Annotated in this window: 17 protein-coding genes; 9 read left to right on the forward strand and 8 right to left on the reverse strand. The window is 68.5% G+C overall.

What is annotated here, in order from left to right; all coding sequences use genetic code 11:
* From apaG to AC16DP_RS35560, 5 genes are all read right to left on the reverse strand, one after another.
* Positions 1–384 carry a Co2+/Mg2+ efflux protein ApaG gene (gene apaG / locus AC16DP_RS35540; RefSeq protein ID WP_329734850.1) on the reverse strand — a complete coding sequence of 128 codons (384 nt, stop codon included), beginning with the start codon at positions 382–384 and terminating at the stop codon, positions 1–3.
* 61 nt (positions 385–445) lie between these two features.
* Positions 446–1,435 carry a TerC family protein gene (locus tag AC16DP_RS35545; RefSeq protein ID WP_329734851.1) on the reverse strand — a complete coding sequence of 330 codons (990 nt, stop codon included), beginning with the start codon at positions 1,433–1,435 and terminating at the stop codon, positions 446–448.
* Positions 1,436–1,494: 59 nt separating this feature from the next.
* A complete protein-coding gene (gene glgX / locus AC16DP_RS35550; RefSeq protein WP_329734852.1) occupies positions 1,495–3,651 on the reverse strand; it encodes a glycogen debranching protein GlgX in 2,157 nt (718 codons plus the stop codon).
* Positions 3,648–6,731 (reverse strand): malto-oligosyltrehalose synthase, encoded by a 3,084-nt coding sequence (treY, locus tag AC16DP_RS35555; RefSeq protein ID WP_329734853.1) that lies wholly within the window; start codon positions 6,729–6,731, stop codon positions 3,648–3,650. The genes glgX and treY overlap by 4 nt, the downstream gene beginning before the upstream one ends.
* A gap of 174 nt (positions 6,732–6,905) precedes the next feature.
* On the reverse strand, positions 6,906–7,235 hold the full coding sequence (locus AC16DP_RS35560) for an SWIB/MDM2 domain-containing protein (RefSeq protein ID WP_047856007.1): 330 nt from the start codon (positions 7,233–7,235) through the stop codon (positions 6,906–6,908).
* Between the two features lie 199 nt (positions 7,236–7,434).
* Here AC16DP_RS35560 and AC16DP_RS35565 point away from each other — a divergent pair, with 199 nt between their 5' ends.
* The 8 genes from AC16DP_RS35565 to AC16DP_RS35600 all read left to right on the forward strand — a co-directional run bounded on the left by AC16DP_RS35565 (position 7,435) and on the right by AC16DP_RS35600 (position 19,555).
* Positions 7,435–8,412, forward strand: coding sequence for an NAD-dependent epimerase/dehydratase family protein (locus AC16DP_RS35565; protein WP_329734882.1), 978 nt, complete (start codon positions 7,435–7,437; stop codon positions 8,410–8,412).
* 38 nt (positions 8,413–8,450) lie between these two features.
* Positions 8,451–9,332, forward strand: a complete 882-nt coding sequence (locus AC16DP_RS35570) for a PIG-L family deacetylase (RefSeq protein ID WP_329734854.1) — start codon at positions 8,451–8,453, stop codon at positions 9,330–9,332.
* 122 nt (positions 9,333–9,454) lie between these two features.
* Complete coding sequence (locus AC16DP_RS35575) at positions 9,455–10,918, forward strand: DUF2380 domain-containing protein (protein ID WP_329734855.1); 1,464 nt, start codon at positions 9,455–9,457, stop codon at positions 10,916–10,918.
* A gap of 2 nt (positions 10,919–10,920) precedes the next feature.
* Complete coding sequence (locus AC16DP_RS35580; protein ID WP_329734856.1) at positions 10,921–11,391, forward strand: NUDIX hydrolase; 471 nt, start codon at positions 10,921–10,923, stop codon at positions 11,389–11,391.
* Between the two features lie 419 nt (positions 11,392–11,810).
* Entirely contained in the window at positions 11,811–12,476 is a 666-nt protein-coding gene (locus AC16DP_RS35585) for an HAD family hydrolase (protein ID WP_043394327.1), read from the forward strand.
* Positions 12,477–12,494: 18 nt separating this feature from the next.
* Entirely contained in the window at positions 12,495–14,108 is a 1,614-nt protein-coding gene (gene larAH / locus AC16DP_RS35590; RefSeq protein WP_329734857.1) for an NPN-dependent hydroxyacid isomerase, LarAH14/15/16 family, read from the forward strand.
* 18 nt (positions 14,109–14,126) lie between these two features.
* The gene (locus tag AC16DP_RS35595) at positions 14,127–18,530 is read left to right on the forward strand and encodes an AMP-binding protein (protein WP_329734858.1); all 4,404 of its coding nucleotides are present in this window, start codon (positions 14,127–14,129) and stop codon (positions 18,528–18,530) included.
* Positions 18,527–19,555 (forward strand): NAD-dependent epimerase/dehydratase family protein, encoded by a 1,029-nt coding sequence (locus tag AC16DP_RS35600; RefSeq protein WP_329734859.1) that lies wholly within the window; start codon positions 18,527–18,529, stop codon positions 19,553–19,555. The genes AC16DP_RS35595 and AC16DP_RS35600 overlap by 4 nt, the downstream gene beginning before the upstream one ends.
* Positions 19,556–19,640: 85 nt before the next feature.
* On the opposite strand, the gene AC16DP_RS35605 is transcribed toward AC16DP_RS35600, so the two are convergent.
* Complete coding sequence (locus AC16DP_RS35605; RefSeq protein ID WP_329734860.1) at positions 19,641–20,525, reverse strand: GGDEF domain-containing protein; 885 nt, start codon at positions 20,523–20,525, stop codon at positions 19,641–19,643.
* A 133-nt stretch (positions 20,526–20,658) separates the two neighbouring features.
* Here AC16DP_RS35605 and glgC point away from each other — a divergent pair, with 133 nt between their 5' ends.
* Complete coding sequence (glgC, locus tag AC16DP_RS35610) at positions 20,659–21,888, forward strand: glucose-1-phosphate adenylyltransferase (protein WP_329734861.1); 1,230 nt, start codon at positions 20,659–20,661, stop codon at positions 21,886–21,888.
* Positions 21,889–21,918: 30 nt separating this feature from the next.
* Here the strand turns inward: glgC and AC16DP_RS35615 are convergent, their stop codons facing one another.
* Both AC16DP_RS35615 and AC16DP_RS35620 read right to left on the reverse strand, forming a co-directional pair.
* A complete protein-coding gene (locus AC16DP_RS35615) occupies positions 21,919–22,416 on the reverse strand; it encodes a hypothetical protein (RefSeq protein ID WP_329734862.1) in 498 nt (165 codons plus the stop codon).
* A 134-nt stretch (positions 22,417–22,550) separates the two neighbouring features.
* The gene (locus AC16DP_RS35620; protein WP_329734863.1) at positions 22,551–23,975 is read right to left on the reverse strand and encodes an RtcB family protein; all 1,425 of its coding nucleotides are present in this window, start codon (positions 23,973–23,975) and stop codon (positions 22,551–22,553) included.
* Positions 23,976–24,103 lie beyond the last annotated feature (128 nt).

A 24,103-nucleotide genomic window follows, 5' to 3' on the forward strand; every position in this document is an offset into this window, starting at 1 on the left:
TCAGTGCAGGGAGTGGGGCTGTGTGAGGGCGAACTCGCCTATCCGTGCCTCGAACTGGCGGCCGTCGGGGCGCTCCATCGTGTAGGAGCCCCGCATGGAGCCGAACGGGGTGCGGAGCTGGGCCCAGCTCGTGTACTCGAAGCGCTCGCCGGGGGCCAGACGCGGCTGCTTGCCGACGACGCCGTCTCCCCTCACCTCCTCCACCTTTCCCGTGGCGTCGGTGATGATCCAATGGCGGCTGCGCAGCTGGGCGGGCTCGCCGCCCGTGTTGACGATCTCCACCGTGTACATGAAGGCGTACTGGTGGGAATCAGGGGCGCTGCGCTCCGGCCAGAACGTGGGCTTCACGGTGACGCGGATGCCTTCGGTGATGACGGAGGACATGCCCCACAATTGGCCGCCTCCCCGCCCGGAAGCAAGCCAAACGAACCGGCCCATCAAACACTCAGGGCTTCGCCCCTTCCCGGTCCCGCTCCGGCTGGGCCGCGCCGGTGGGCACTCCGGGCTCCTCGGCGGCCTTGGGCCAGATGAGCGAGGCGATGATGGAGGCCAGCAGCACCCCGCCGATGACACCCAGCGACACGCCGATGGAGACGTGGATGTCGAAGAAGGTGATGAGCATCTTCGTGCCCACGAAGCCGAGGATGACGGCCAGGCCCATCTTCAGCAGGTGGAACTTGTCCATGAGGCTCGACACCACGAAGAAGAGCGAGCGCAGGCCGAGGATGGCGCACACGTTGGACGTGTAGACGATGAAGGCGTCCTGGCTGATGCCGAGCACGGCGGGGATGGAGTCCAGGGCGAAGAGCAGATCCGTGGCCTCCACCACCAGCAGCACCAGGAAGAGCGGCGTCACCTTGGTGCGGCCGTCCTCCACCGTGAAGAAGCTGCTGCCCTCGCCCTGGCGGGCCACCGGGAGCATGCGCCGGGCCAGCCGGACGATGAGCGTCTGCTCGGGGTCGGCGGCGTCATCGTCCTTGGAGAAGGCCATCTTCAACGCGGTGAAGACGAGGAAGGCGCCGAAGATGTAGAGCAGCCAGTGGAAGCGCTGCACGAGCGCGGTGCCGGTGATGATGAGCACCGCGCGCATGATGAAGGCGCCGACGATGCCCCAGAAGAGCACCCGGTGTTGCACCTCCGGGACGACCCGGAAGTAGGAGAACACCATCAGGAAGACGAAGAGGTTGTCGACGGAGAGCGAATACTCGACGACGTAGGCCGTCACCCACTGCAGGGCCTGCTCGCGGTTCCAGTAGCCGAAGAAGAACAGGCCACCGCAGAAGAGCAGGCTGATGGTGATCCACACGCCCGTCCAGGCCCCGGCCTCCTTGGGCGACACCGCATGCTCCTTGCGGTGGAAGACCCCCAGGTCGAGCGCCAGCATGGCGACGACGAAGAGGTTGAAGCCCAACCAGAGCGCGCTTTGAGTATTCACGGACCCCCCTATAACGGGCAGGGGGGGCCGCCGTCGACACCCTTGATACTCCTGGGGTTCTACTCCCGCCGGAGCGCCTCGTCCGTGGCCGGGCGGCGCAGCACCACCAGGGCGCGTCCCGCCACCATCACCGAGCCGCCCGCGGGGGTATGGGTGTGCAGCGTCACGCGGGACTCGCCGGTGTCCACCACCTCCTCCCAGTCCGCGCCCCACTCGATGGCCGGGAGCTGGAAGGTGATGGGCTCGTGGTGGGCGTTCATCAGCACCAGGAGTGTGTCTCCGACGATGCGGTGGCCCTCGTCGTCCGGGGTGACGATGGCATCGCCGCCGAGCAGGAAGGAGACGGAGCGCACATAGGGCTTCTCCCAGTCCTCCTTCTTCATCTCCTGGCCGTCGGGGCGGAACCAGGCCAGGTCCTTGAGCTCGCTGTCCCACAGGCGCGAGCCGCGGAAGAACTTGCGCTTGGTGAGCACGGGCTGCTCGCGGCGCAGGCGGCTGAGGCGGCGGGTGAAGTCGAGCAGCTTGCGCTGGGACTCGGTGAGGTTCCAGTCCACCCAGGACAGGGCGTTGTCCTGGCAGTAGGCGTTGTTGTTGCCCTTCTGGGTGCGGCCCATCTCGTCGCCGGCCAGGAGCATGGGCACGCCCTGGGACAGGAAGAGCGTGGCCAGGAAGTTGCGCTTCTGCTGCTCGCGCAGGGCGTTGATTTCGGGGTCCCTGGTCTCGCCCTCGACGCCGCAGTTCCACGAGTGGTTGTCGTTGGCGCCGTCCCGGTTCTCCTCGAGGTTGGCCTCGTTGTGCTTCTGGCTGTAGGTGACGAGGTCGTGCAGGGTGAAGCCGTCGTGGGCGGTGATGAAGTTGACGCTGGCGGTGGGCTTGCGGCCGCCCAGGGCGTACAGGTCCGAGGAGCCGGTGAGCCGGTAGCCGATCTCCGCGGCCTGGCGGTCATCGCCCTTCCAGTAGCGGCGGATGGTGTCGCGGTACTTGCCGTTCCACTCGCTCCAGAGGACGGGGAAGTTGCCCACCTGGTAGCCGAAGTCGCCCACGTCCCAGGGCTCGGCGATGAGCTTCACCCGGCTGAGGACGGGGTCCTGGTGCACCATCTGGAAGAAGGCGGCGCGGGTGTCGTAGCCGTGCCGGTCGCGGCCCAGGGTGGTGGCCAGGTCGAAGCGGAACCCGTCCACGTGCATCACCTCCACCCAATAGCGCAGGCTGTCCATGACGAGCTTGAGCGCGTAGGGGTGGGTGGCGTTCCACGAGTTCCCCGTGCCGGTGAAGTCCTGGTAGTAGCGCGGATCCTTCTCCAGCAACCGGTAGTAGGCGGTGTTGTCCAGGCCCTTGAAGGACAGGGTGGGCCCGAGGTGGTTGCCCTCGCAGGTGTGGTTGTAGACGACGTCGAGGATGACCTCGATGCCGGCGCGGTGGAGCGCCTTCACCATGGACTTGAACTCGGCGACCTGGCCGCCGCGCGAGCCGGAGGAGCTGAAGCGCGCGTCCGGGGAGAAGTAGCCCAGGGTGCTGTAGCCCCAGTAGTTGGTGAAGCCCTTGTTGACGAGGAAGGGCTCGTCCACGTGGGTGTGGATGGGGAGCAGCTCCAGGGCGGTGACGCCCAGCCTGCGCAGGTGCTCGATGAGGGCGGGGTGGCCCAGGGCGGCGTAGGTGCCGCGCTGGTGCTCGGGGATGTCGGGGTGCAGCTTGGTGAGGCCCTTCACGTGGGCCTCGTAGAGGAGCGTGCGGTGCAGGGGCACGGCGGGAGAGCTGTCGCCGTCCCAGTCGAAGTCATCGGTGAGCACCACCGCCTTGGGGACCCCGGCGGCGCTGTCGCGGATGTCGAAGGCGAGATCCTGCTCCTCCGCGCCGAGCTCGTAGGCGTAGACGGGGGCGGAGAAGTCCACCTGCCCGTGCAGGGCGCGCGCGTACGGGTCCACCAGCAGCTTGTGCGGGTTGAAGCGCATGCCGCGCCGGGGCTCGTAGGCCCCATGGGCGCGGAAGCCGTAGAGCGTGCCGGTCTGCACCCCCGGGATGAAGCCGTGCCACACGTGCTCGGTGTGCTCGGGCAGCACGTAGCGGCGCAGCTCGCGCGCGGGGTTGTCCGCATCGAAGAGACACACTTCTATCTTCCGCGCATGCTCGCTGAAGACGGCGAAGTTGACTCCGTTACCAAGGTACGTGGCGCCCAGGGGATACGGCTTGCCTGGTAGCACCTCCGTCCGCTTCATCCATCGCTCCTCTCCAACAGCACCAGCGGGAAGCCCGCCAGTAGCGGCGCGAGGGGCAGCACCGCGCCACCCTCCCGTCGCCCCGGCCGCACTTCCCGGCCGGTGAAAACGTCCCGGAACGTCATGCTCGCATAGGACTCGGGCAGATCCAGGGACGTTTCTTCATGGGCCCCCGCGAAGCCCCCGGGGGACTCCAGGGCGGAGAGGGTATAGCGCGGTGCGGCGCAAATGACGGCGGACTGCTCGTGCTCGCGGGCGAAGGCCACCACCGCGTCCGCGCGGGGGCCCACCGCGTGGAGCGCCCGGTACCCACCCCGGCAGAAGAGGGCCTTCTGGCGCTGACGCAGGCGCAGGCCCTCGGCCAGGACGAAGAGCTTGATACGGCCATCGTCCATGTCCGCCATCAGCCGGGAGCACAGGGCCAGCCGGTCCGCCGCGGCCTCCCGGTCCAGCGCCTCCAGCAGCCGGGCCCGGACGCCGTAGTCCACCGGCCGGCGGTTGTCCGGGTCCACCAGGGACAGGTCCCACAGCTCGCAGCCCTGGTAGGTGTCCACCACCCCGGGCGAGCCCAGCTTCAGCAGCAGCTGCCCGAGCGCGTTGTGCTGGCCGGCCCGCTCGATGCGGCGCTTGAAGGCCTGGAGGTCCTCGAGGAAGGCGCGGCTCCTGCCCTCGTCCAGGCAGGCCTCCACGAAGTTCGACATGCCCTCCTCGTAGGCCGGATCCGGGTTGGTCCACGAGGTGCGGACCTTGGCCTCCTTGATGGCCTTGAGCATGTAGTCGCGGATGCGGCCGCGGAACTCCGCGAGCCCCTCGGGGTAGAGGGACGGACCCATGGGCCAGGCGCCCACCACCGTCTGGTAGAAGAGGTACTCGTCGTTGAGCGAGGGCGAGGGGCCCTCGGGCCGCTCCAGGCGGTGGGTGCGCGTGAGCCGGGACCAGCGCTCCACCCGCTGGCGCCACTCGCCGGGCAGCTCGGCGAGGACGTTGATGCGCGCGCGCACGTCCTCGCTGCGCTTGGTGTCGTGGGTGCTGGTGGTGAGCATGCTCGCCGGCCAGTGCGCGGCGCGCTCCTGGTTGCGGGCGTGGAAGATGTCCACCGTGGTGCCGAAGTTCTCCGGCTCCCCACCCACCTCGTTGAGCGAGTCGAGCCGGTGGTAGACGTAGAAGACGGTGTCCTCCAGCCCCTTGGCCATGACCGGGCCCGTGAGCTGCTGCACCTTCATGGTGAAGGCGAGCATCTCCGCGCGCTCGTGCGGCCCCAGGTGCTCCGGGTAGCGGCGCAGCAGCACGTCCCCCAGGAAGTCGAAGATGGAGGCGTTGAGGGTGGCGTTGCGCGCCTTGGCATGACGCAGCGTGTCCCGGATGTAGCGCACGTCGCGCTCGTCCAGCTCCGGGCGCCAGTCATCCACGTAGGTGCGGTACACGGGGAAGAGCGCGATGAACTCCGAGAGCGCCCGCCGCAGGCTGTTGAGCGTGAAGTCCCGCGAGCGCCGGTTCATCTCCGAGATGCGGTTGAGCCGGTGCGCGAGCATGTTCAGCTCGCTCGACATGAAGTCGCGCAGGATGAGGCGCTTCTTCTCGTAGACCAGCTCCTCGAAGTGGGGCGCCTCGCCGATGAAGCGCTGGTAGGCCTCCGTCAGGGGCCCCTCGGAGTCCGGGTTCACGAAGACGCCGCCCACCGCGTTGGCGAAGCGGTAGCCCGTGGTGCCGTGCACCGCCCAGGCCTCGGGAATGCGCTCGCGGCCGCCTTGAATCTTCTCCACCACCACGTAGAGCGCCTTGCGCAGCGGCGAGTCCACGTGGGCCCCCGCCTCCGCCTGCCAGCGCTCGCGCAGCCGCCGCTCCACCTCCGGCCACAGCTCCGCCCGGTTCGCGTGCTCGGCGTCGAACAGGGCCCGCGCCCGCTCCACGAAGAACTGCTCCTGCAGGTTGAGGAAGTAGGCCGTCGGGTCGTAGAGCCCGTCCGGGTGGTCGATTCGCAGCCCGGTGATGCAGCCCTGGCGCAGCCACTCGAAGATGCGCTGGTGGGCCTCGGTGAAGACGTCCGGATCCTCCACGCGGATGGCCGCCAGCCCGTTGATGTCGAAGAACCGGCGGTAGTTGATCTCCTCCCCCGCCACGCGCCAGTGGGCCAGCCGGTAGCTGCACCCCGAGAGCAGCTCGTCCAGCGCATCGAAGGAGCGCGGGTCGCCCGGAGTGCCGTTGAAGGACTTCACGTTGGCCTCGATGTGGGCGGCCACCTCGCGGCTGGCTCCGGCGAGCGCCGCCAGCCGGCGCTTGATGACCTCCTTCTCCCGGTTGCGCTCGATGATGCGGGGACGCTCGGTCTCCGTGCGCGGAGGCAGGTGGCTGATGGCGGTGAGGATGGAGTGCAGCTCGATGAGATGCCCGTGCTCGGACCCGAGCCGGGCCTCCAGCGCCTCCAGGTCGCGGCCCAGCACCCGCCCATACTGTCGGGGAGCCAACGGGAGCAGCCGGTCGTAGTAGTGGATGGAGAAGGCCCCATCGCGGTAGCCCAGCTTCAGCTCCCCACGCTCGAGCACCACGCCGTACTGGTCTCCCAGCACGGGCAGGAGGACCTTGCCCTCCAGCTCGTCCTTCACCGGGGTCCAGTCGATGTCGAAGAAGCGCGCGTACACGGAGGACGGGCCGTTCTCCAGCACGTCGAACCAGAGCGGGTTGAACGTCTCGATGCCCATGTGGTTGGGCACAACGTCCAGCACCTGGCCCAGCCCGTGCTCGCGCACGGTGGAGCAGAAGGCCGCGTGCTCCTCGGGCGAGCCCACCTCCGGGTTGAGCTGCTTGTGGTCCACGCAGTCATAGCCGTGGGTGCTGCCCGGACTGGCCTTTAGGTAGGGCGAGCAGTAGACGTCCGTCACCCCCAGCCGGGCCAGGTAGGGCACCACCTCGCGGGCCACGCGGAAGGGAAAGCCCTTATGCAGCTGCAACCGGTAGGTGGACAGCGGGGTGGCCCGCGCCAGCAACTCCTCGCGCACGCGTCCATACAGCTTCCCGGCCAGCGCCTCTCCCCCCACCTGCCCCGCGTCTCCACCCGACACAGCCGAACCTTCGAGTCGCATATGGGCTCAGTCGTAGGACCGACGCGGCCATCTGACCACCACCCAGACGCCCATCCGCACGCTATCCAACGCTCTCCGGGCGCTTGCTCTCCTGGAGGTTGTCCTCCTGAAAGCGCAGAGGGCCCGCCACTCGAGTGGCGAGCCCTCCGGGACGGCGGCGGCCGTCGAAGCGGATCAGGTGAGGTTCTTGTTCACCAGCGCCGTCATCTCGAACATGGTGACGGACTTCTTGCCACCGAAGATGGGCTTGAGCTTGTCGTCGGCGTTGATCTGCCGCTTGTTCTTCGCGTCCTGGAGGTTGTTCTTCTTGATGTAGTCCCAGATCTTGCTGACGACCTGGGTGCGGGGAATCGGCTTGTTGCCGACGATCTCCGCCAGGGCGGGGGACGGCGTCATCTCCTTCATGAAGGCCGCGTTGGGCTTACGGCCAGCGGCCTTCTTGGCGGCGGGAGCCTTCTTGGCGGCAGGAGCCTTCTTCGCGGCGGTGGTCTTCTTGGCGGCCATTTCGTTCGGATCTCCTCCCCCTGTTCGAGTGTCCGGGGGCGTTGCACGGCTGGTTCACACCCTGAGCCGTCGGGCGCGTCGTAACACGCCCGAGGCCGAAAATCAGCCCTCCGCTGCATTTTTCCCTCTGAGGGCCCAGGGGAAAATAGTGTTTCTCCCTCGGAAGGGAAGAGTGTTTTCTCGGGGAAGGCACACCATGTTGAACACACTCGTCACTGGCGCGAACGGTTTCCTGGGCTCCTGGTTGGTGCGCGCACTGCTCGCGCGGGGACATGTAGCAACATGTCTCGTGCGTCCCGGAAGTGACGTCTCGGGTCTGATCGGGTCGGGCTACGAGAGGCTGGACGGAGATGTGACGGACGCATCCAGCCTCGTCCGCGCCGTGCGGGGCCGGGACGTGGTCTTCCACCTGGCGGGCCTCCGCCGCGCCGCGACGCGGGAGGACTTCATGCGCGTCAACGCCGAGGGGACGCGCAACGTCTGCGAGGCCATGGTGGCCACCGGCACCCGGCCCCGCCTGGTGCTGGTCAGCTCGCTGGGCGCCTCGGGGCCCTCCACGCCGCAAAGGCCGAGAATCGAAGAGGATCCGCTTCAACCCGCCGAGTGGTACGGCGAGAGCAAGGCCGAGTCCGAGCGCATCGCCTTCTCGTACGCGGACCGGCTGCCGGTGACGGTGCTGCGCCCGCCCCGCATCGTGGGGCCGGGGGACCAGGAGAACCTCGTCCTCTTCAAGCTGGTGGCGCGGGGCCTGCGGCTGCAACTGGGCGGGGGCCCCCGTCCACTGACGCTGGTGGACGTGCAGGACGTGGCGGACCTGCTGCTGCTGCTGGCCGAGCGGGACGAGGCCCTCGGGGAAGCCTTCTTCATAGGTCACCCCCAGCCCCTCACCCTGGAAGAATTGCAGGGACTGGTGGCCGAGGCACTGGGCGTCCAACCGCGAACACTTCGGGTGTCGCCGGCCGTGCTGACGGCGCTGGCCACGGTGGCGGATGGAGTGTCGCGGGTGACGGGCCGCCGCCTGCCCCTCAACCGGAAGTTCGCGCGGCAGCTGCTCGTCCCCGCCTGGACGTGCTCGAGCGCCAAGGCCGAGCGGGTGCTGGGCTTCCGCGCCACGCGCGACGTGGCCGACTCCATCCGCCGCAGCGCGCACTGGTACAAGGAACGCGGCTGGCTGTGAGGCTTGACCGGGCCCGGGGGCTCCGGTCTGCTCGCGCCGTGCACCCCCCTCCCCCTTCAGGCCCTCCGCGGCTGTTGCTCGTCACGGCCCACCCGGACGACGAGACGCTCTTCGGCGGCGCGGTGTACAAGCTCTCCCGCTCGCTCGGAGCGCAGGTGGACCTGGTGGTCTTCACGCGGGGCGAGGGAGGCTACCGGACCGCCACGCTGGCCGAGCCCCTGTATGGATTGAAGCTCACGGACCCGGCCGTCGCGCGCGTCCACCTGCCGCGCATCCGCGAGCAGGAGCTCCGCGCCGCGGCCCGCATCCTCGGGCTGCGCGAGTGCACCTTCCTGGACCAGCCGGATCCCGGCTACACGCTGGCCGCGGACGCGCCCGTGGGCGAGGGCTGGGACACGGACTTCATCCGCCGCGGGCTGCGCGAGCGGTTGCTCCAGGGCCGCTACGACTTCGCCTTCGTGATGCTGCCGCTGCCCCACACGCATGCCCACCACCGGGACGCGGCGCTGCTCGCGCTGGAGGTGGTGGCCGGACTGGCGCCGCACGAGCGGCCGCTGGTGCTCGGAGCCACCGGCCACACGCGCAACCGCGAGGTGGCCGAGCAGAACCGTCAGGGCTTCCCCATCCCGGAGGCCGAGGGCTTCACCTACTCCGGCGTGCCGGGCCATCCGCTCGCGGACGTGCGCCCGGGCGCCGTGTTCGAGTTCGACCGCACGCGCCGGTTCGGCTTCAGGGACAGGCTCGACTACAACATCGTGGTGGACTGGGCCATCGCCGAGCACAAGACCCAGGGCCTCATGCAATTGCGCCAGGGTGCCATCGAGCTGGAGCGCTACTGGTACCTCGCGCTCAATCCGGAGGAAGGAGTCGCACGGGCCCGCGCCCTCTTCGAGCGCCTGGAGCAAGCGCCTCCCGGCTGAGCGGGTGGCCTCGTGACGCGGAGCAGCGGTGGCTGGAGCACCAACGCCGTGCCGTCCAGCCGCCCGGAGGTCGGAGCGCCCGCTAGAGTCGGAGTCCTCTCTCGGAGGCACTGATGACCCCGATGCGGCCACGTCCCCGGTGGGCGGTCCTTCTGCTTGCCCTGGCCCTGCTGTCCACCAGCTGCGCGTCCTGGACGCCCCCTCCTGGCCGGGGGAAGAACCTGCGTTACTCACCTCGCGAGGAGGAGACGCCCTCCCTGGTGCTGGAGGCCGGGACGTCGCAACGGCAACACCGCCGCCAGGGCGCCCGTGAAGCGGTGACGGCGGTGGAGCCCGCGCGGCAGGAGGCCCTGGCGGCCCACCTGGCGTTCGTCCGGGCCTTGGGCGACGTGACCACCTCCACCCGCCTCATGTCCGGTGAGCTGTCCAGACTCGAGGCCAGCAAGCGGGGCATTGCTGGCCACTACCCCGAGCTGTTCGTTCCCTTCGTGCAATACGGCACCCAGCAACTGCGATGGATGGACGCCGAGCTCGCCGCCGCCACCCGGCTGTCCGCCCTGGCCTCGGAGATGGAGGACCCGGACATGCAGCGGGCGCTCTTGCGCCTCGGCGGCCCCCGCCTCCAGTCCGCCATGATGGGCGCCATGCTGCTCGCCGTCTGGCTCGACTTCCTCACCCTCGCCGACGTGGTGCTCGCGCAGCACCCGTCCTACAGCGTGGAGCGGCTGCTCGTGCAGCTGGAGCGCTTGCGCACGATGCTCGGTCCCGCCATGACGGCCCTCGCCTCCGGGGAGCCAGGACAGGCCGAGGCCGCGGCGGCCGACCTTCCCGCGCTCATCGGCCACCTCACCGGCGAGTTCGCCGCGACCCGTAAGCGCGTGCTCGAGTCGGGGGAAAACCTCCAGAAGATATTGCTGGTGAAGGATCTCCTCGAATCGGTGGCCCTGGGCTCGGCGATGAAGATGGTACTGCCCCGGATGTTGGGACCCGCCACTTCCGCCACGCTGGGTGTGGGGCTCGTGATGGGCTCCAACGGCGTGATGATGGGCACGCGGATGGTCGTCTCCGCCGAGTGGGTGGAGATGATGCGCCAGCTGGTGCGGGCGGGTGTCATCTCGCTGCCCGCCGTCAGCGCCGCGGTGCGGATTCACGCCGGCCAGGTGATGATGGCCGAGGCGTACGACGAGCTGCCCAGGGGCGTGCGCGAAGCGCTGGGCGATGGGCCCGAGGTGCGGGCCATGAGGGTGACGGGCAGAGCGGGGGCCGGCATGGCCGATCCGCCACGGCACCACGTGCTGCCACAAGAGTTCCGCGAGTGGTTCGAGAAACGCGGCTTCACCGGCGACATGAGCATCGACCAGTTCTGCGTCGAGATGGAACTGGCGAGCCACCAGGCCATTCATGGAGGTGGTGACTGGCGCCTGGGACGCATGTGGCCCGGCGAATGGAACCAGATGATCATGAAGGCACTGCAACGAGCCGAAACCAGGGCGGGCCATACGTTGACGCAGAGCGAGATCCTGAAGCTCGTCGCGGAGTACATGAGGCTGTATAAAATCCCGATGAACTTCGTTCCCGGGAGATGACCATGTCGGAAGGGGGAGCCTGGCAGGGCAACTGGATGACCCGGTTGTATGAGCGGGTCCGCGAGCGTGGTTTCGACTCCCTCACCGCCTTCGCCGAGGCTCGCCCCGCCGTCTCGTTGCATGCGCTCGCCGACGAGCTGGGAGAGGACGACGTCGCCGGAGTGCAGGTGTTGCGCGGGTTGCTGACCGAAGCGGAGCGGCGCAAGCAGGTCACACGTTTCGTGCGCGATGTTCTTGTGCGCCTCTTGTCTCAACATCTCCCGGATGGTTGGCCCGCCGTGTTGGATGACCCATCCCGTTTCACGGTTGCCCAGGTACTCGCCATGTGGGCCAGCTTCACCCCAGCATCCCATGAGAAGCGCGTCGACCAGGCCGGCGATACGCTCCTCGCCTCGCCGCCACCACCCGGTTGGCGCCCGCTCGGCCCCGACGACGAGTTCCTCCGGACGCTCCTGCCCGACGAGGAAGTCTGAACCTCCATCGCGGACCCCGCCTGGCGGGCCGCCGATGACCCGGAAGGCTTGGACGCCTCCCCACCCCCTTACTCGTAGCCGACTACGAGTGAATCAACATCAATCCTACATATTAGACAGGCTTCACTCGTAGTCGACGACGAGTGACCCAGAGCACCAGTCCTCAGGCCGGCGCCATGGGCGCGCAGGGGCCCTCCACGCGCATGGGCTCCCATCCACCCCCACGCGCCTGCTCGCCCCACGTCCGCATGCGCGGGCGCGCCGGGCTCATGCCCCTCAGAAGCCCGCATGACACGGGGATTGCTCGCCCGCACCGCATAGCGGCCTTCGCACCAGCCCCTCGCTCCTTCAGCGAATTCCGGGCGTTATCGCGCGGTTGACACACGCCGGACTCCGGTGTCAGGAAGCCCGCCTTGCCCATGCCCGCGAAAGCCGCCTTCTACGATGTCGACGGGACGCTGATTAAGACCAACGTCGTCCACGTCTACGCCTACTACGCCATGAACCGGGGCTCCCTCCTGGGCATCGCGGGGAGGACCCTGGCCACCGCCGCCAGTGTGCCCCTCTTCGCGGCCATGGATGCGTTGGACCGGAAGACGTTCAACGAGTTCTTCTACCGCTACTACGCCGGCCTGTCCGAGGACCGCCTCATCTCCGTGGCCGAGGACATGTTCGAGGACGTCCTCAAGCCGGCCATCTACGAGCAGACGCGCGACCTCATCGACCAGGCGCGCCGCGTCGGCTGCCGCATCGTGCTCGTCACCGGAGCGCTGGACTTCAGCATGCGCCCGCTGGCCCGCTACCTGGGCGCCGACGACATGATCGCCAACAAGATGCAGTTCGTGGGCGGCAAGGCCACCGGCAAGGTCATTCCCCCCATCATCGAGGGAGCGAACAAGGCCAACGCCATCCGCTCCTACTGTGTCCGGGAGGGCCTGGCGCTGGACCAGTGCCATGGCTACTCCGACAGCGCCTCCGACTACGCCATGCTGTCCGTGGTGGGCCGCCCCACGGCCGTCAATCCGGACATGCGCCTGCGTTCCATCGCCCGGGCCTACAACTGGCCCATCCTCGACCTCAAGTAACCGAAAGTTCCGTACGACATGCGCCCGCTCAAGACGCTCCAGAAGCTCTACGACGAGGAAAGCCAGGTGGTCATCACCGAGAAGGGCAGCCCCCCGCGGGCGCTCTTCTACGGGGAGAACTTCCTCCTCGAGGACCTGCCCGTGGGCACCCGGGTCATCTTCCCCCGGCCGCCCCTGGCCGGTGTGCCCAACGTGAAGGCCGCCATCCGCTGGGCCATCAACCACCCCGAGGGCATGGAGCCGCTGCACGCCCTGCTCCGCCCCGGGATGAAGCTCACCTGCGTCATCGACGACATCTCCGTCCCGCTGCCGCCCATGGCCACGCCGGACGTGCGCCAGTCCATCCTCGAGGTGGTGCTGGAGCTGTGCGCCGACTCGGGCGTGGATGACGTCCACCTCGTCATCGCCAACGCCCTGCACCGCCGCATGACGGAAGGCGAGATGCGGCGCATGGTGGGACAGAAGATCCACGACGCCTTCTACCCGGACCGCTACTACAACCATGACGCCGAGGATCCCGACGGCATCGTGGAGCTGGAGCGCACGCCGTGCGGCTCGCACGTGGTGGCCGTCAACCGGCGCGTGGCCGAGAGCGATCTCATCGTCTACGTGAACGTGAACTTCGTGCCCATGAACGGCGGGCACAAGTCCATGGGCACCGGTGTGGCCAACTACGCCAGCCTCCGGGCGCACCACAACCCGAAGACGATCCGCGAGTCCAAGAGCTACATGGAGCCGGGACACAGCGAGCTGTACCGGCGCAACGAGCGGATCGGCCGGGCCATCGACAAGCACCTCAAGGTGTTCCACATCGAGACGTCGCTGAACAACCGCATGTTCGGCCCCGGCGTGGACTTCCTCCACAAGAAGGAGGAGGACTACACCGAGGGGGACCGGCTGAAGTTCCAGGCCATGCGCTACGCGCTGTCCAAGATGCCGCGGGCGGCGGCGCGCAAGGTGCTCAACTCCATCCCCGCGCCCTATGACGTGACGGGCGTGTTCGCCGGAGCCACCGAGCCCACCCACGCCAAGACGCTGGAGAAGAGCTGGCAGCAGTACGTGGTGCCGGTGCAGGGGCAGAGCGACATCGTCATCTTCCCCATCCCGTTCGTCTCGCCCTACAGCGTCAACTCCATGCTCAACCCGCTGCTGGTGCAGGTGATGGGGCTGGGCTACTTCTTCAACCTCAACCGCGGCGTGCCGCTGGTGAAGAAGGGCGGCGTGCTCATCCTCACCCACCCGGCCTTCGACGAGTTCGACCCCGTCCAGCACCCCAGCTACATCGAGTTCTTCAACCGCGTGCTGCCTGAAACGCGCGACGCCGTGCAGATCGAGCAGAAGTACGAGCGCGAGTTCGCGGAGAACCCCAGCTACGTGCACCTGTACCGCAAGGGCAACGCCTACCACGGCGTGCACCCGCTCTACATGTGGTACTGGGGCGAGAACGGCCGCCAGCACGTGGGCAAGGTCATCCTCGCGGGCGGGGAGAACAACCACGTCCCGGCCCTGCTCGGCTGGGACCGTACCGACACCCTCACCGAGGCCATCGAGGAGGCGCGCGGCTTCATGGGCCGCTCGGCCAGCATCAGCCTGCTGCGCATCGCCCCCACCGTCATGGTCGACGTGAAGTAACCCCCTGGGCTCCCCACGATGAGTGTTTCCGAGCTGAACGTCACCGAGGTCTTCACCGGCAAGCGCCTGCTGTTCGCGGGCTCTACCGGCTTCGTGGGCAAGGTCACCCTGTCCATGCTCCTGTCGCGCTACGGCGAGACGCTGGACAAGCTCTATGTGCTGGTGCGCAAGGGCAGTGCCCCCTCCGCCGAGCGGCGCTTCTACGACAAGGTGGCCACCAGCGAGCCCTTCCAGCCGCTGCGCGACACCTATGGCGAGCAGGGCGCCATCGAGTTCATCCGCCGCAAGGTGGAGGTGCTCGACGGCGACATCACCGATCCGCTCATGGGCCTCACCCCGGAGCAGGCGGATGGGCTCACCGGCAAGGTGCACGCCATCATCAACTGCGCGGGCCTGGTGTCCTTCAACCCGTCGCTGGAGGTGGGCCTCAACGTCAACACCCACGGCGTGAAGTACACCGTGGAGCTGGCGCTCCAGTGGAACGTGCCCCTCATCCACATGTCCACGGCCTTCGTGGCGGGCAACCGCAGCGGGCTCGTCTTCGAGGACGAGGAGGTGGTGGGCTACTTCCCGCGCCGCGAGGACATGGACGGGCGCGACTTCAGCCTGGAGCAGGAGCTGGCGGACGCGGAGAAGATCGTCGCCCGGCTGCGCGAGCAGGCGGATGACAAGGCGCTGGCGTCCACCTTCCGCAAGAAGGCGCTGGAGCGGCTGGAGCAGGAGGGCCGCGACGCCACGGACGAGAAGACGCTGCGGCTGGCCATGGGCCGCGAGCGCAAGCTGTGGCTCACCGGCGAGCTGGTGCGCGCCGGCATGGAGCGCGCGCAGCACTGGGGCTGGCCCAACACGTACACGTACACCAAGAGCCTGGGCGAGCAGGTCATGGCCAGCACCCCGGGCCTGCGCTACGCCATCGTCCGGCCCTCCGTCGTCGAGTCCGCCCAGCACTTCCCCTTCCCCGGGTGGAACGAGGGCTTCACCACCTCGGCGCCGCTGGCCTTCGCCGGCATCAAGGGCCACCGCAACATCCCCGCCGGGGACAAGGCCATCCTGGACATCATCCCGGTGGACCACGTGGCCGGCGCCACCATCGGCATCACCGCCCACTGCATGCAGGTGGAGGAGCGGCGCGTCTACAACCTGGCCTCGGGTGACGTGAATCCCTTCTACGCCAGCCGCTCCATCGAGCTGGTGGGCCTGTACCGCCGCCGCTACTACCGCAGCAAGGAGACGGGCAACGCGCTGATGAACGAGGTGCGCTCGCGCATCGAGCCCGTGCCGGTGAGCCGCGCGGTGTTCGAGAACCTCAGCGCCCCCATGTTCGTCAAGGGCGCCCGCTTCCTCAAGCAGGTCATCGACGAGGTGAAGCCGGCCTGGGGCGCCCCCCGCGTGCAGGCCGCGCTGGAGAAGGCCAGGGAGACGCTGGACGAGGTGGAGAACCAGGCCCTGAGCCTGGTGGGCCTCATCGAGCTCTTCCTCCCCTTCCTCTACGACAACCGCTACGTCTTCCGCTGCGACAACACGCGCTCGGTGTACGCGCGCATGGCGCACCATGACCGGGTCCGCATCCCCTGGGCCCCGGAGATGATCGACTGGCGCGTCTACTTCCTCGACACCCACCTGCCCGGCCTGGAGAAGTGGGTGTTCCCCGGCCTGGAGGAGGAGACGAAGAAGCGCACCGTCATCCCCGCCAGCCGGGACTTGCTGGAGATGCTCGAGGCGAGCGTCAACGCGTGGCGCCACCGGGTGGCCTTCCGCTACGCCGCGGACGAGAAGGAGGAGCGCCTCACCTACGGCGAGGTCAACCGCTACGCCAACCGCGTGGGCAGCTTCCTCCTGAAGGAAGGCGTCAAGCGCGGCGAGCGGGTGATGCTGCTGGGCGAGAACCGCCCCGAGTGGCCCGTCTGCTACTTCGGGATTCTCCGCGCGGGCGGCACCGCCGTCCCCGTGGACCCGAGCCTCACCGAGACGGAGATCGTCAACATCGCCCGGCGCGCCGAGGCGAAGTTCATCCTGCTCACCGAGGAGGCCGCCAAGGACCTGCCGGGCCTGGAGGCCGCGTTCACGGGCGCGGGCCTGGCCACGCGCGTGGCCAGCATGGCCGAGGCGATGAGTGGGGACCCGGCGTACCCGGACGCCATCGGCCCGGTGCGCCGCACGGCCGCCGCGGACGACGTGGCCAGCCTCATCTTCACCTCGGGCACCACGGGCACGCCCAAGGGCGTGATGCTCACCCACCGCAACTTCGCCTCCCTCATCGCGAAGCTGGCGGGTGCCTTCAACGTGGGCATGGGCGACTCCGTCCTCTCCGTGCTCCCGCTGCACCACACCTTCGAGTTCTCCGCCGGCTTCCTCACGCCCTTCTCTCGGGGCACGGAGATTACGTACATCGACGAGCTCACCTCGGACCGGCTGGGCGAGGTGTTCGAGTCGGGCCGCGTGACGGCGATGATCGGCGTGCCCGCGCTCTGGCAGCTGCTGCACCGCAAGGTGACGCAGGAGATGGCCAGCCGGCCGCCCATGGTGGAGCAGGCGCTCAAGACGCTCATGTCCGCCCACGGCGAGCTGCGCAACCGCAGCAGCCTCAACCTGGGCAAGCTGCTCTTCTGGCCCGTGCACCGCAAGTTCGGCGGGAAGATCAAGTTCCTCGTGTCCGGCGGCTCGGCGCTGCCGGATGACGTGCACAAGGCCTTCCACCAGCTCGGCTTCAACATCATCGAGGGCTACGGTCTCACCGAGGCCTCCCCGGTGCTCACCGTCTCCGAGACGAACGTCAACAAGCGTCTGCCCGGCACGGTGGGCAAGGCGCTGCCGGGCGTCGAGCTGAAGATCCTGGATCCGGACAACGATGGCATCGGCGAGGTGCTCGCCCGCGGCCCCAACGTCATGGCCGGCTACTTCGGCGACAAGGAGTCCACCGACGCCGTCCTCAAGGAGGGCTGGCTGTACACGGGGGACCTGGGGCGCATCGACTCCGAGGGCCGCCTGTACCTGATGGGCCGCAAGAAGGACGTCATCATCGACGCCAACGGGAAGAACGTGTACCCGGACGAGCTCGAGGAGGTCTACGGCCCCCACACGCACATCAAGGAGCTGTCCATCGTCGGCCTGCCGGACGAGGCCGGTGGCGAGAAGGTCGCCTGCCTGTGCGTGCCGGACTACAAGGACCGGCCCCGCGAGGAGGTGCGCCGCGAGCTGGAGGAGCACTTCCGCAAGACGGGCCAGGAGATGCCCTTCTACCGCCGCGTGAAGGTGCTGCGCTTCTGGGACGGCGAGCTGCCGCGCACCTCGTCGCGCAAGGTGAAGCGCAAGGTGGTGGTGGAGGAGCTCAAGCGCCTGGAGAAGCTGGCCTCCTCGGGCGAGAAGGCCCGCGAGAAGGTGCAGAGCACCGGCGGCGTCTCCGACTGGCTCTACCCGCTCATCGCCGAGGTGGTGAACAAGCCCCTCTCCGAGATCCGCCCCGAGTCACGCCTCTCCGTGGACCTGGGCCTGGACTCGCTGATGCTCACCGAGCTGTCCGTGGCCCTGGAGCAGGCCGGCGTGCCGCTGCCCGCGGTGAATGACCTGACGCACGTGCAGACGGTGGAGGACCTGCGCAAGCTGGTGGTGGCCAGCGGCCGCCGCCCCGCCATGGAGACGCGCGCCAAGGACATCTCCCGCGAGACCGAGAAGGCCGAGGAGGTGGAGATCCCCGTGCCCGAGCCCCTCGTCTCGGTGGGCCGGCAGCTGGTGCGGCTGGGCCAGCAGGCCATCTTCGGCGGCCTCTTCGACGTGAAGGTGACGGGCAAGCCCTTCATCCCCATGAACCGCAACTTCCTCGTCATCGCCAACCACACGAGCCACCTGGACATGGGGCTCGTGAAGGTGGTGCTCGACGAGCAGGGACAGCGGCTCACCACGCTGGCGGCCCGGGACTACTTCTTCGATACGCCGCTCAAGCGCGCGTACTTCGAGAACTTCACGGACCTCATCCCCATGGACCGGCACGGCTCGCTGCGCGAGTCGCTGCGGCTGGCCGGCAACGCGCTCCGCCAGGGCTTCAACCTGCTCATCTTCCCCGAGGGCACGCGCTCGGTGACGGGCGAGCTGCTCGAGTTCAAGCCCACGCTGGGCTACCTGGCGCTCACCTACGGGGTGGACGTGCTGCCCATCTACCTCAAGGGCGCCTTCGAGGCCCTGCCCAAGGGCCGCATGGTGCCCAAGTCCCGCGAGCTGGAGGCCCACATCGGCCCCGCGCTCACGTACGAGATGCTGCGCGCCAAGACGCAGGGCATGGCGCGCTCGGAGAGCTACCGCTACGCCACCCGGCTGGCGGAGGACTCCATCCAGGCGCTGGCAGCCGGCCGCGTGCTGAGCTTCGATGAATCGGCGACGGTCGAGGAGCAGCGCCGCGCGCTGTCCTCGGGAGGGAGTGAGTCTTGAAGCTGCTCGTCACCGGAGGCACCGGTTTCCTGGGCGCGCACCTGGTGCCGCGGCTCGTCGCCGCGGGCCATGAGGTGCGCATCATCGGCCGCTCCAAGCCGGCCGGCCCGGGCTTCGACAAGGCGGAGTACGTCCCGGGAGACCTGAAGAACCGCGAGGTGGTGCGGCGCGCGCTCGAGGGCGTGCAGGCCGTCTACCACCTGGCGGGGCTCGTCTCCTTCCAGGACAAGGACGCGCGGCGCATGTACGAGCTGCACGTGGACGCCACGCGCGAGCTGCTGCGCGACGTGCGCGAGTCCGGCGTCCAGCGCGTCATCCTCGCCTCCACCTCGGGCACCATCGCCGTGTCCAAGGAGGAGCGCGTCGGCACCGAGGACGACGGCTTCCCCATCAAGGTGGTGGGACGCTGGCCGTACTACCTGTCGAAGATCTACGAGGAGAAGCTCGCGCTGGAGTACTGCCGCCAGCACGCCATTCCCCTGGTGGTGCTCAACCCGAGCCTGCTGATGGGCCCGGGGGATGAGCGGCTGAGCTCCACGTGGACGGTGATGAAGTTCCTGCAGGGCGAGCTGCCGGCCATGCCCGGGGGCGGCATGAGCTTCGTGGACGTGCGCGACGCGGCGGAGGCGTTCGCGAACGCGCTGACGCGGGGCGAGGTGTACGGGCGCCACCTGATGGGAGTGAACATGTCCATGCCGGACTTCTTCGAGCGCCTGGAGCGCCTGTCGGGCGTGGCGGCGCCGCGGCTGCGGCTGCCCTCGAAGGTGAACGTGCTCGGGGCCAAGGTGCTGGAGCAGGTGGCGAAGTGGCGCGGGACGAAGCCCGCGTTGGACCCGCAGGAAGTGGACATCGGCGAGCACTGGTTCTGGCTGGACGCCTCGAAGGCCGAGCGCGAGCTGGGCTTCAAGGCCCGGGACGTCCACCAGACGCTGCACGACACGGTGCAGTACCTGTTCACGCGGATGGCGCCGGGGCACCTGCCGGGCACCAAGGGCCGGCTCGAGGAGCTTCGCGAGGGGACCTGAGCCCATTTCCCCTCTCCCGAAGGGAGAGGGAGCAGAGCTGAGGGTGCAGTGCTGAGGGAGCAGTGCTGACGGCGGCCTTCTGCTGTTACCAGACCACCCTGTTCCGGCCCGTCTTCTTCGCCTTGTACAGGTTGGCGTCGGCCACCTTGATGAACTGCAGCGGCTCCACCATGTCCGGCGTCATGTCCGCCACGCCCAGCGACAGGGTGACCGGAATGTCCTGGTTCTCGAAGACGAACTGCTTCTTCTCGATCGTCTGGCGGATCTTCTCCGCGAAGATGCGCGCCTTCTCCAGGCCGTCCTCGGGCACCACCAGCGCGAACTCCTCGCCGCCGTAGCGCGCGAAGCACTGCTCCTTGCGCACCATCCGCTTGATGGTCTGCGACAGCTCGCGCAGCACGTAGTCCCCCGCCAGGTGCCCGTGCACGTCGTTGATCTTCTTGAAGAAGTCGATGTCGAACATCATCAGCGTCAGGGGGCGCCCGTACCGGTGGCACCTCCCCATCTCCCTCTCCAGGTACTCGAGGAAGTAACGCTTGTTGTTCACCCCGGTGAGCCCATCCACGATCGTCAGCGTGTAGATGGTCTCGTGGTACTGCAGCTCCACGTTGTCACCGGTGAGGAACTTGAAGATGGACCCTCCCACCTTGATGAGATCGCCCGAGCGCAGCGGCGTCTCCTGCGTCACCTCCTGATCGTTCAGGTAGGTGCCGTTGGTGGAGGCCAGGTCCTTGACGAACATCCGCCCCTGCTTGCGGATGATCATCGCGTGCCTGCGCGACACGTTGTCGAGGTCCACCACGATGTGGTTGCCCTCTTCCCGCCCGATGGTGAACTCGGTCTCCTGGAGCGCGTACTTCTTGCCGAGCTCCGGTCCGTGGATCTGAACGATGCAGCATTCAGCCTCGACGGGGGTCGCCAGTTCCTTGATCGAGGAGATCTTGGTTACTCGGGTTTCGTCGCCAGCCATCGATTAGAAGACATAGCACGGCTGGGCAGGTGGAAGCCACGAGGGCCATGCCCCTCCCCCCGGTTTGGATACTCAACGGTGCCCCTCCAGCACCCTTGAAGGGCCCGAAACCGGGGGTAACGTGCCCGGTCATATGGCCAAACTGCTGGCAATGATCCTCGCAGGGGGCGCCGGAACCCGGCTCGAGCCCCTCACCCGTGAACGCGCCAAGCCCGCGGTGCCCTTCGGCGGGCGCTACCGCATCATCGACTTCGTGCTGTCCAACTTCGCCAACTCCGGCATCTACCGGATGAAGGTGCTCACCCAGTACAAGAGCGACTCGCTCAACAAGCACCTGTCCCGGGCCTGGAGGATGTCGGCCTTCCTCGGACACTACGTGGAAGCCGTGCCCGCCCAGATGCGGACCGGCATGGACTGGTACAAGGGCAGCGTCGACGCCATCTACCAGAACCTCAACATCATCACCGACGAGGAGCCGGACTACATCTTCGTCTTCGGCGCCGACCACGTCTACCGGATGGATTGCCAGCAGATGCTGGACTTCCACGTGCAGCGCAAGGCCGCCTGCACGGTGGCCGCCATCCCCGTCCCCATCGAGGAGGGCAAGGAGTTCGGCATCATCGACGTGGGCCCGGACGGACGGATGAAGGGCTTCGTGGAGAAGCCCAAGAACCCCCCGCCCATGCCCGGCAATCCCAGGTACTGCCTGGCCTCCATGGGCAACTACCTCTTCTCCACCGACCTGCTGGTGAAGGAGGTGGTGCGCGACGCCGCCAGCGAGGGCAGCGCCCATGACTTCGGCAAGTCCATCATCAGCGAGCTGTACAAGCGCGAGCCGGTCTACGTGTACGACTTCGCCCAGAACGTCATCTCCGGCCAGGAGGAGAAGGAGCGCGGCTACTGGCGGGACGTGGGCAACATCGACACCTACTACCAGTCCAACATGGACCTGGTGGAGGTGAACCCCGTCTTCAACCTCTACAACGACCGCTGGCCCATCTACACCCAGCCCAACAACTTCCCCCCGGCCAAGTTCGTCTTCGCCGACCGGGAGAACAACCGCGTGGGCCACTCCACCGACTCGCTCGTGAGCGAGGGGTGCATCATCTCCGGCGGCCACGTGAACCGCTCGGTGCTCTCCCCCAAGGTGCGCGTCAACTCGTTCTCCGAGGTGCAGGACTCCATCCTCTTCGAGAACGTCACCATCGGCCGGCGCTGCCGCATCCGCCGCGCCATCATCGACAAGAACGTCGAAATCCCCCCGGGGATGACCATCGGGTACGACCTGGAGGAGGATCGCCGCCGCTTCCACGTCACCTCCGGCGGCGTGGTGGTCATCCCCAAGGGCATGAAGGTGGCCTGAGCCCCCCGCTCGGCCCCCGGGAAGGCCGCCTCAGCGGAAGGCGGCCTTCACCTCCGGCCGGCTCAGCACCACCAGGGCCCAGATGCCCACCGGCACGCCGATGGCGCAGCAGCAGCACGAGAAGCACGGCACCATGGCGACGATGGAGGCGGCGAGCGCCACGCCGTACATCCGGAACTTCGTCATCTGCAGGCCGCCGAAGGCGATGAGCCCCCCGAGCCCCACTCCCAGCAGGCTGTAGAGGATCTCCCCCACGCTCGGGCCCTGGGCCTGGGCGGCCATCAACCGCTCGAGAAACGCCCGGTACGGCGCCAGGTTCGGGTCGCTGTAGAACTCGGGCGGCAACTCCGTCAGCTGGACAGGGCTCCCTCCTCCGAGGACCGACGTCAGCAGGCTGATGAGCCAGAAGAGGACGACCAGGGCCCCCGTCGCCATCAGCAGGTAGCCCGGGATGTTCACGGCGTCCCGCAGCGCCTTGTCGGGCCCAGGCCCCGCCGCCGCCGGCGGGTTGTCCGGAATGTGGTCCATGTGTGTGTTTCCCCTCCCCATCTCGGGGGTCATGCTTCCGTGGGCCGACAGGCCCGCGCGCCCGCCGATTCCACCCGGTGGCGGGGGGGAGCGCCAGGGAATTGACGCTCCCCCCGGTGAAGCCCAGGGGATTCTCAGGCCTTGAAAGTCATCAGCGGGGCCATCCGCGCCACCTCCCGGACGATGCCCGCCTCCACCTGCGAGGCCACCACCGGGCCAATGGGCTTGTAGGCCGCCGGTGCCTCCTCGATGCGGCGCTCGGCCCGGAGGGTGATGCAGTCCACCCCCGTGAGGCCCAGGGCCTCCTCCCGCCGGTCCGCTTCGCCCCGCGCCATGGAGAAGCGCGAGCGCGCCCGCCCCGCCCCATGCGACGCCGACGCCAGCGCCTCCGCGTGGCCCTGCCCCACCATCAGGTAGGACGCCGCCCCCATGGAGCCGGGGATGATGACCGGCTGCCCCTCCTCCGCCGGGCACGCCCCCTTGCGCGCCAGCCACCCGCCCTCCCACGGCAGGGTGAGGTTGTGCGGCACGTCGTACACGAGCGGCGCCTCCACGTCCCCGAACAGCTCCCGCAGCGTCTGCCTCAGCAGCTCCGCCAGCAGCAGCCGGTTGAGGAAGGCGTAGTTGGCCGCCGTCGCCTCGGCCCGCAGGTACTCGCGCACCTGCTCCGGCTCCACCAACGGCAGAATCCCACTCTCCGGCAGGGGCGCCCCCACCGGCCACGCCGCCCGCGTCCGCTCCCGCCACGTGTTCCCCACGTGCCTGCCCACGTCCCGCGAGCCCGAGTGGATCATGAACGCGAGCTGTCCCTCGCGCACACCCCACTCCCACGCCCGCGCCCGGTCCATCACCGCCTCCACCCGCTGCACCTCCACGAAGTGGTTGCCCCCGCCAATGGTGGCCAGGCCGGGGTCGCGAACCACGCCCTCCCGGCGCAGCCCCGTGGGCGCCCACGCCGGGTCTCCCTCCAGCGCCCCGCCCAGGTACACCCGCGCCGACTCCCGCTCGAGCTGCCCCAGGTCCGCCCGGGATACCACGCCCAGTGGCGCCTCCATCGTCTCCAGCAGCCAGCCCGGCAGGCCATCGCGCAGCAGCGCCTCCACCGCGCGCGAGCCCAACGCCACGTCCCGCGTGCCGAAGAAGTAGTGGCCCTTCATCCGCTCGACGAAGGCATCCCGGCGGGCGAGGAAGGTCTCCACGGGCAGGTCCGCGACGTGCAGGCGCATGCCGCAGTTGATGTCGGTGCCCACCGCGGCGGGCACCACCAGGCCCTCCGTGTGCACCACCGAGCCGATGGCCACACCGGAGTCACCCGGGTGGAAGTCCGGCGTGGCGCGCACACGCTTCACCCGGCCCCCCCCGGGGTGCTTCAGCGCCGCGAGCGCGGCCAGTTGCTGGAACGCCTTGCCCTCCACGGGCAGCTCGGGTGGGAGGAGCACCTCGGCGGGCGGCGCGTGGGAATCGCCCTGGAGGCGCACGGTGTAGACACGACCGTCGTACGTCACATCGAGCCCCTCACGGGCGAGTGCCCGCAGGAGCCGGTTCAGTTTCGGCTGCATGACCTTCTCGGAATCTGGCCCGCGCCCGGAAGGGCTCGGGGGACGTGTGCGAATGGATTCGAGACCTCGGGTCAGCAGCCGCGGCCGTGGACGCCGGAGCGTCCGCTGCCACCAGGGACGGACGCGAC

It is taken from the genome of Archangium sp. (assembly GCF_057119385.1).

Excerpts from the sequence above, each read along its gene's own strand:
- AC16DP_RS35615 (WP_329734862.1), bottom strand. The coding sequence starts at position 22,416 with ATGGACCACATTCCGGACAACCCGCCGGCGGCGGCGGGGCCTGGGCCC.
- AC16DP_RS35595 (WP_329734858.1), top strand. The coding sequence starts at position 14,127 with ATGAGTGTTTCCGAGCTGAACGTCACCGAGGTCTTCACCGGCAAGCGC.
- AC16DP_RS35585 (WP_043394327.1), top strand. The coding sequence starts at position 11,811 with ATGCCCGCGAAAGCCGCCTTCTACGATGTCGACGGGACGCTGATTAAG.
- AC16DP_RS35620 (WP_329734863.1), bottom strand. The coding sequence starts at position 23,975 with ATGCAGCCGAAACTGAACCGGCTCCTGCGGGCACTCGCCCGTGAGGGG.
- AC16DP_RS35605 (WP_329734860.1), bottom strand. The coding sequence starts at position 20,525 with ATGGCTGGCGACGAAACCCGAGTAACCAAGATCTCCTCGATCAAGGAA.
- AC16DP_RS35560 (WP_047856007.1), bottom strand. The coding sequence starts at position 7,235 with ATGGCCGCCAAGAAGACCACCGCCGCGAAGAAGGCTCCTGCCGCCAAG.
- apaG (WP_329734850.1), bottom strand. The coding sequence starts at position 384 with ATGTCCTCCGTCATCACCGAAGGCATCCGCGTCACCGTGAAGCCCACG.
- AC16DP_RS35580 (WP_329734856.1), top strand. The coding sequence starts at position 10,921 with ATGTCGGAAGGGGGAGCCTGGCAGGGCAACTGGATGACCCGGTTGTAT.
- glgX (WP_329734852.1), bottom strand. The coding sequence starts at position 3,651 with ATGAAGCGGACGGAGGTGCTACCAGGCAAGCCGTATCCCCTGGGCGCC.
- treY (WP_329734853.1), bottom strand. The coding sequence starts at position 6,731 with ATGCGACTCGAAGGTTCGGCTGTGTCGGGTGGAGACGCGGGGCAGGTG.
- AC16DP_RS35575 (WP_329734855.1), top strand. The coding sequence starts at position 9,455 with ATGCGGCCACGTCCCCGGTGGGCGGTCCTTCTGCTTGCCCTGGCCCTG.
- glgC (WP_329734861.1), top strand. The coding sequence starts at position 20,659 with ATGGCCAAACTGCTGGCAATGATCCTCGCAGGGGGCGCCGGAACCCGG.
- larAH (WP_329734857.1), top strand. The coding sequence starts at position 12,495 with ATGCGCCCGCTCAAGACGCTCCAGAAGCTCTACGACGAGGAAAGCCAG.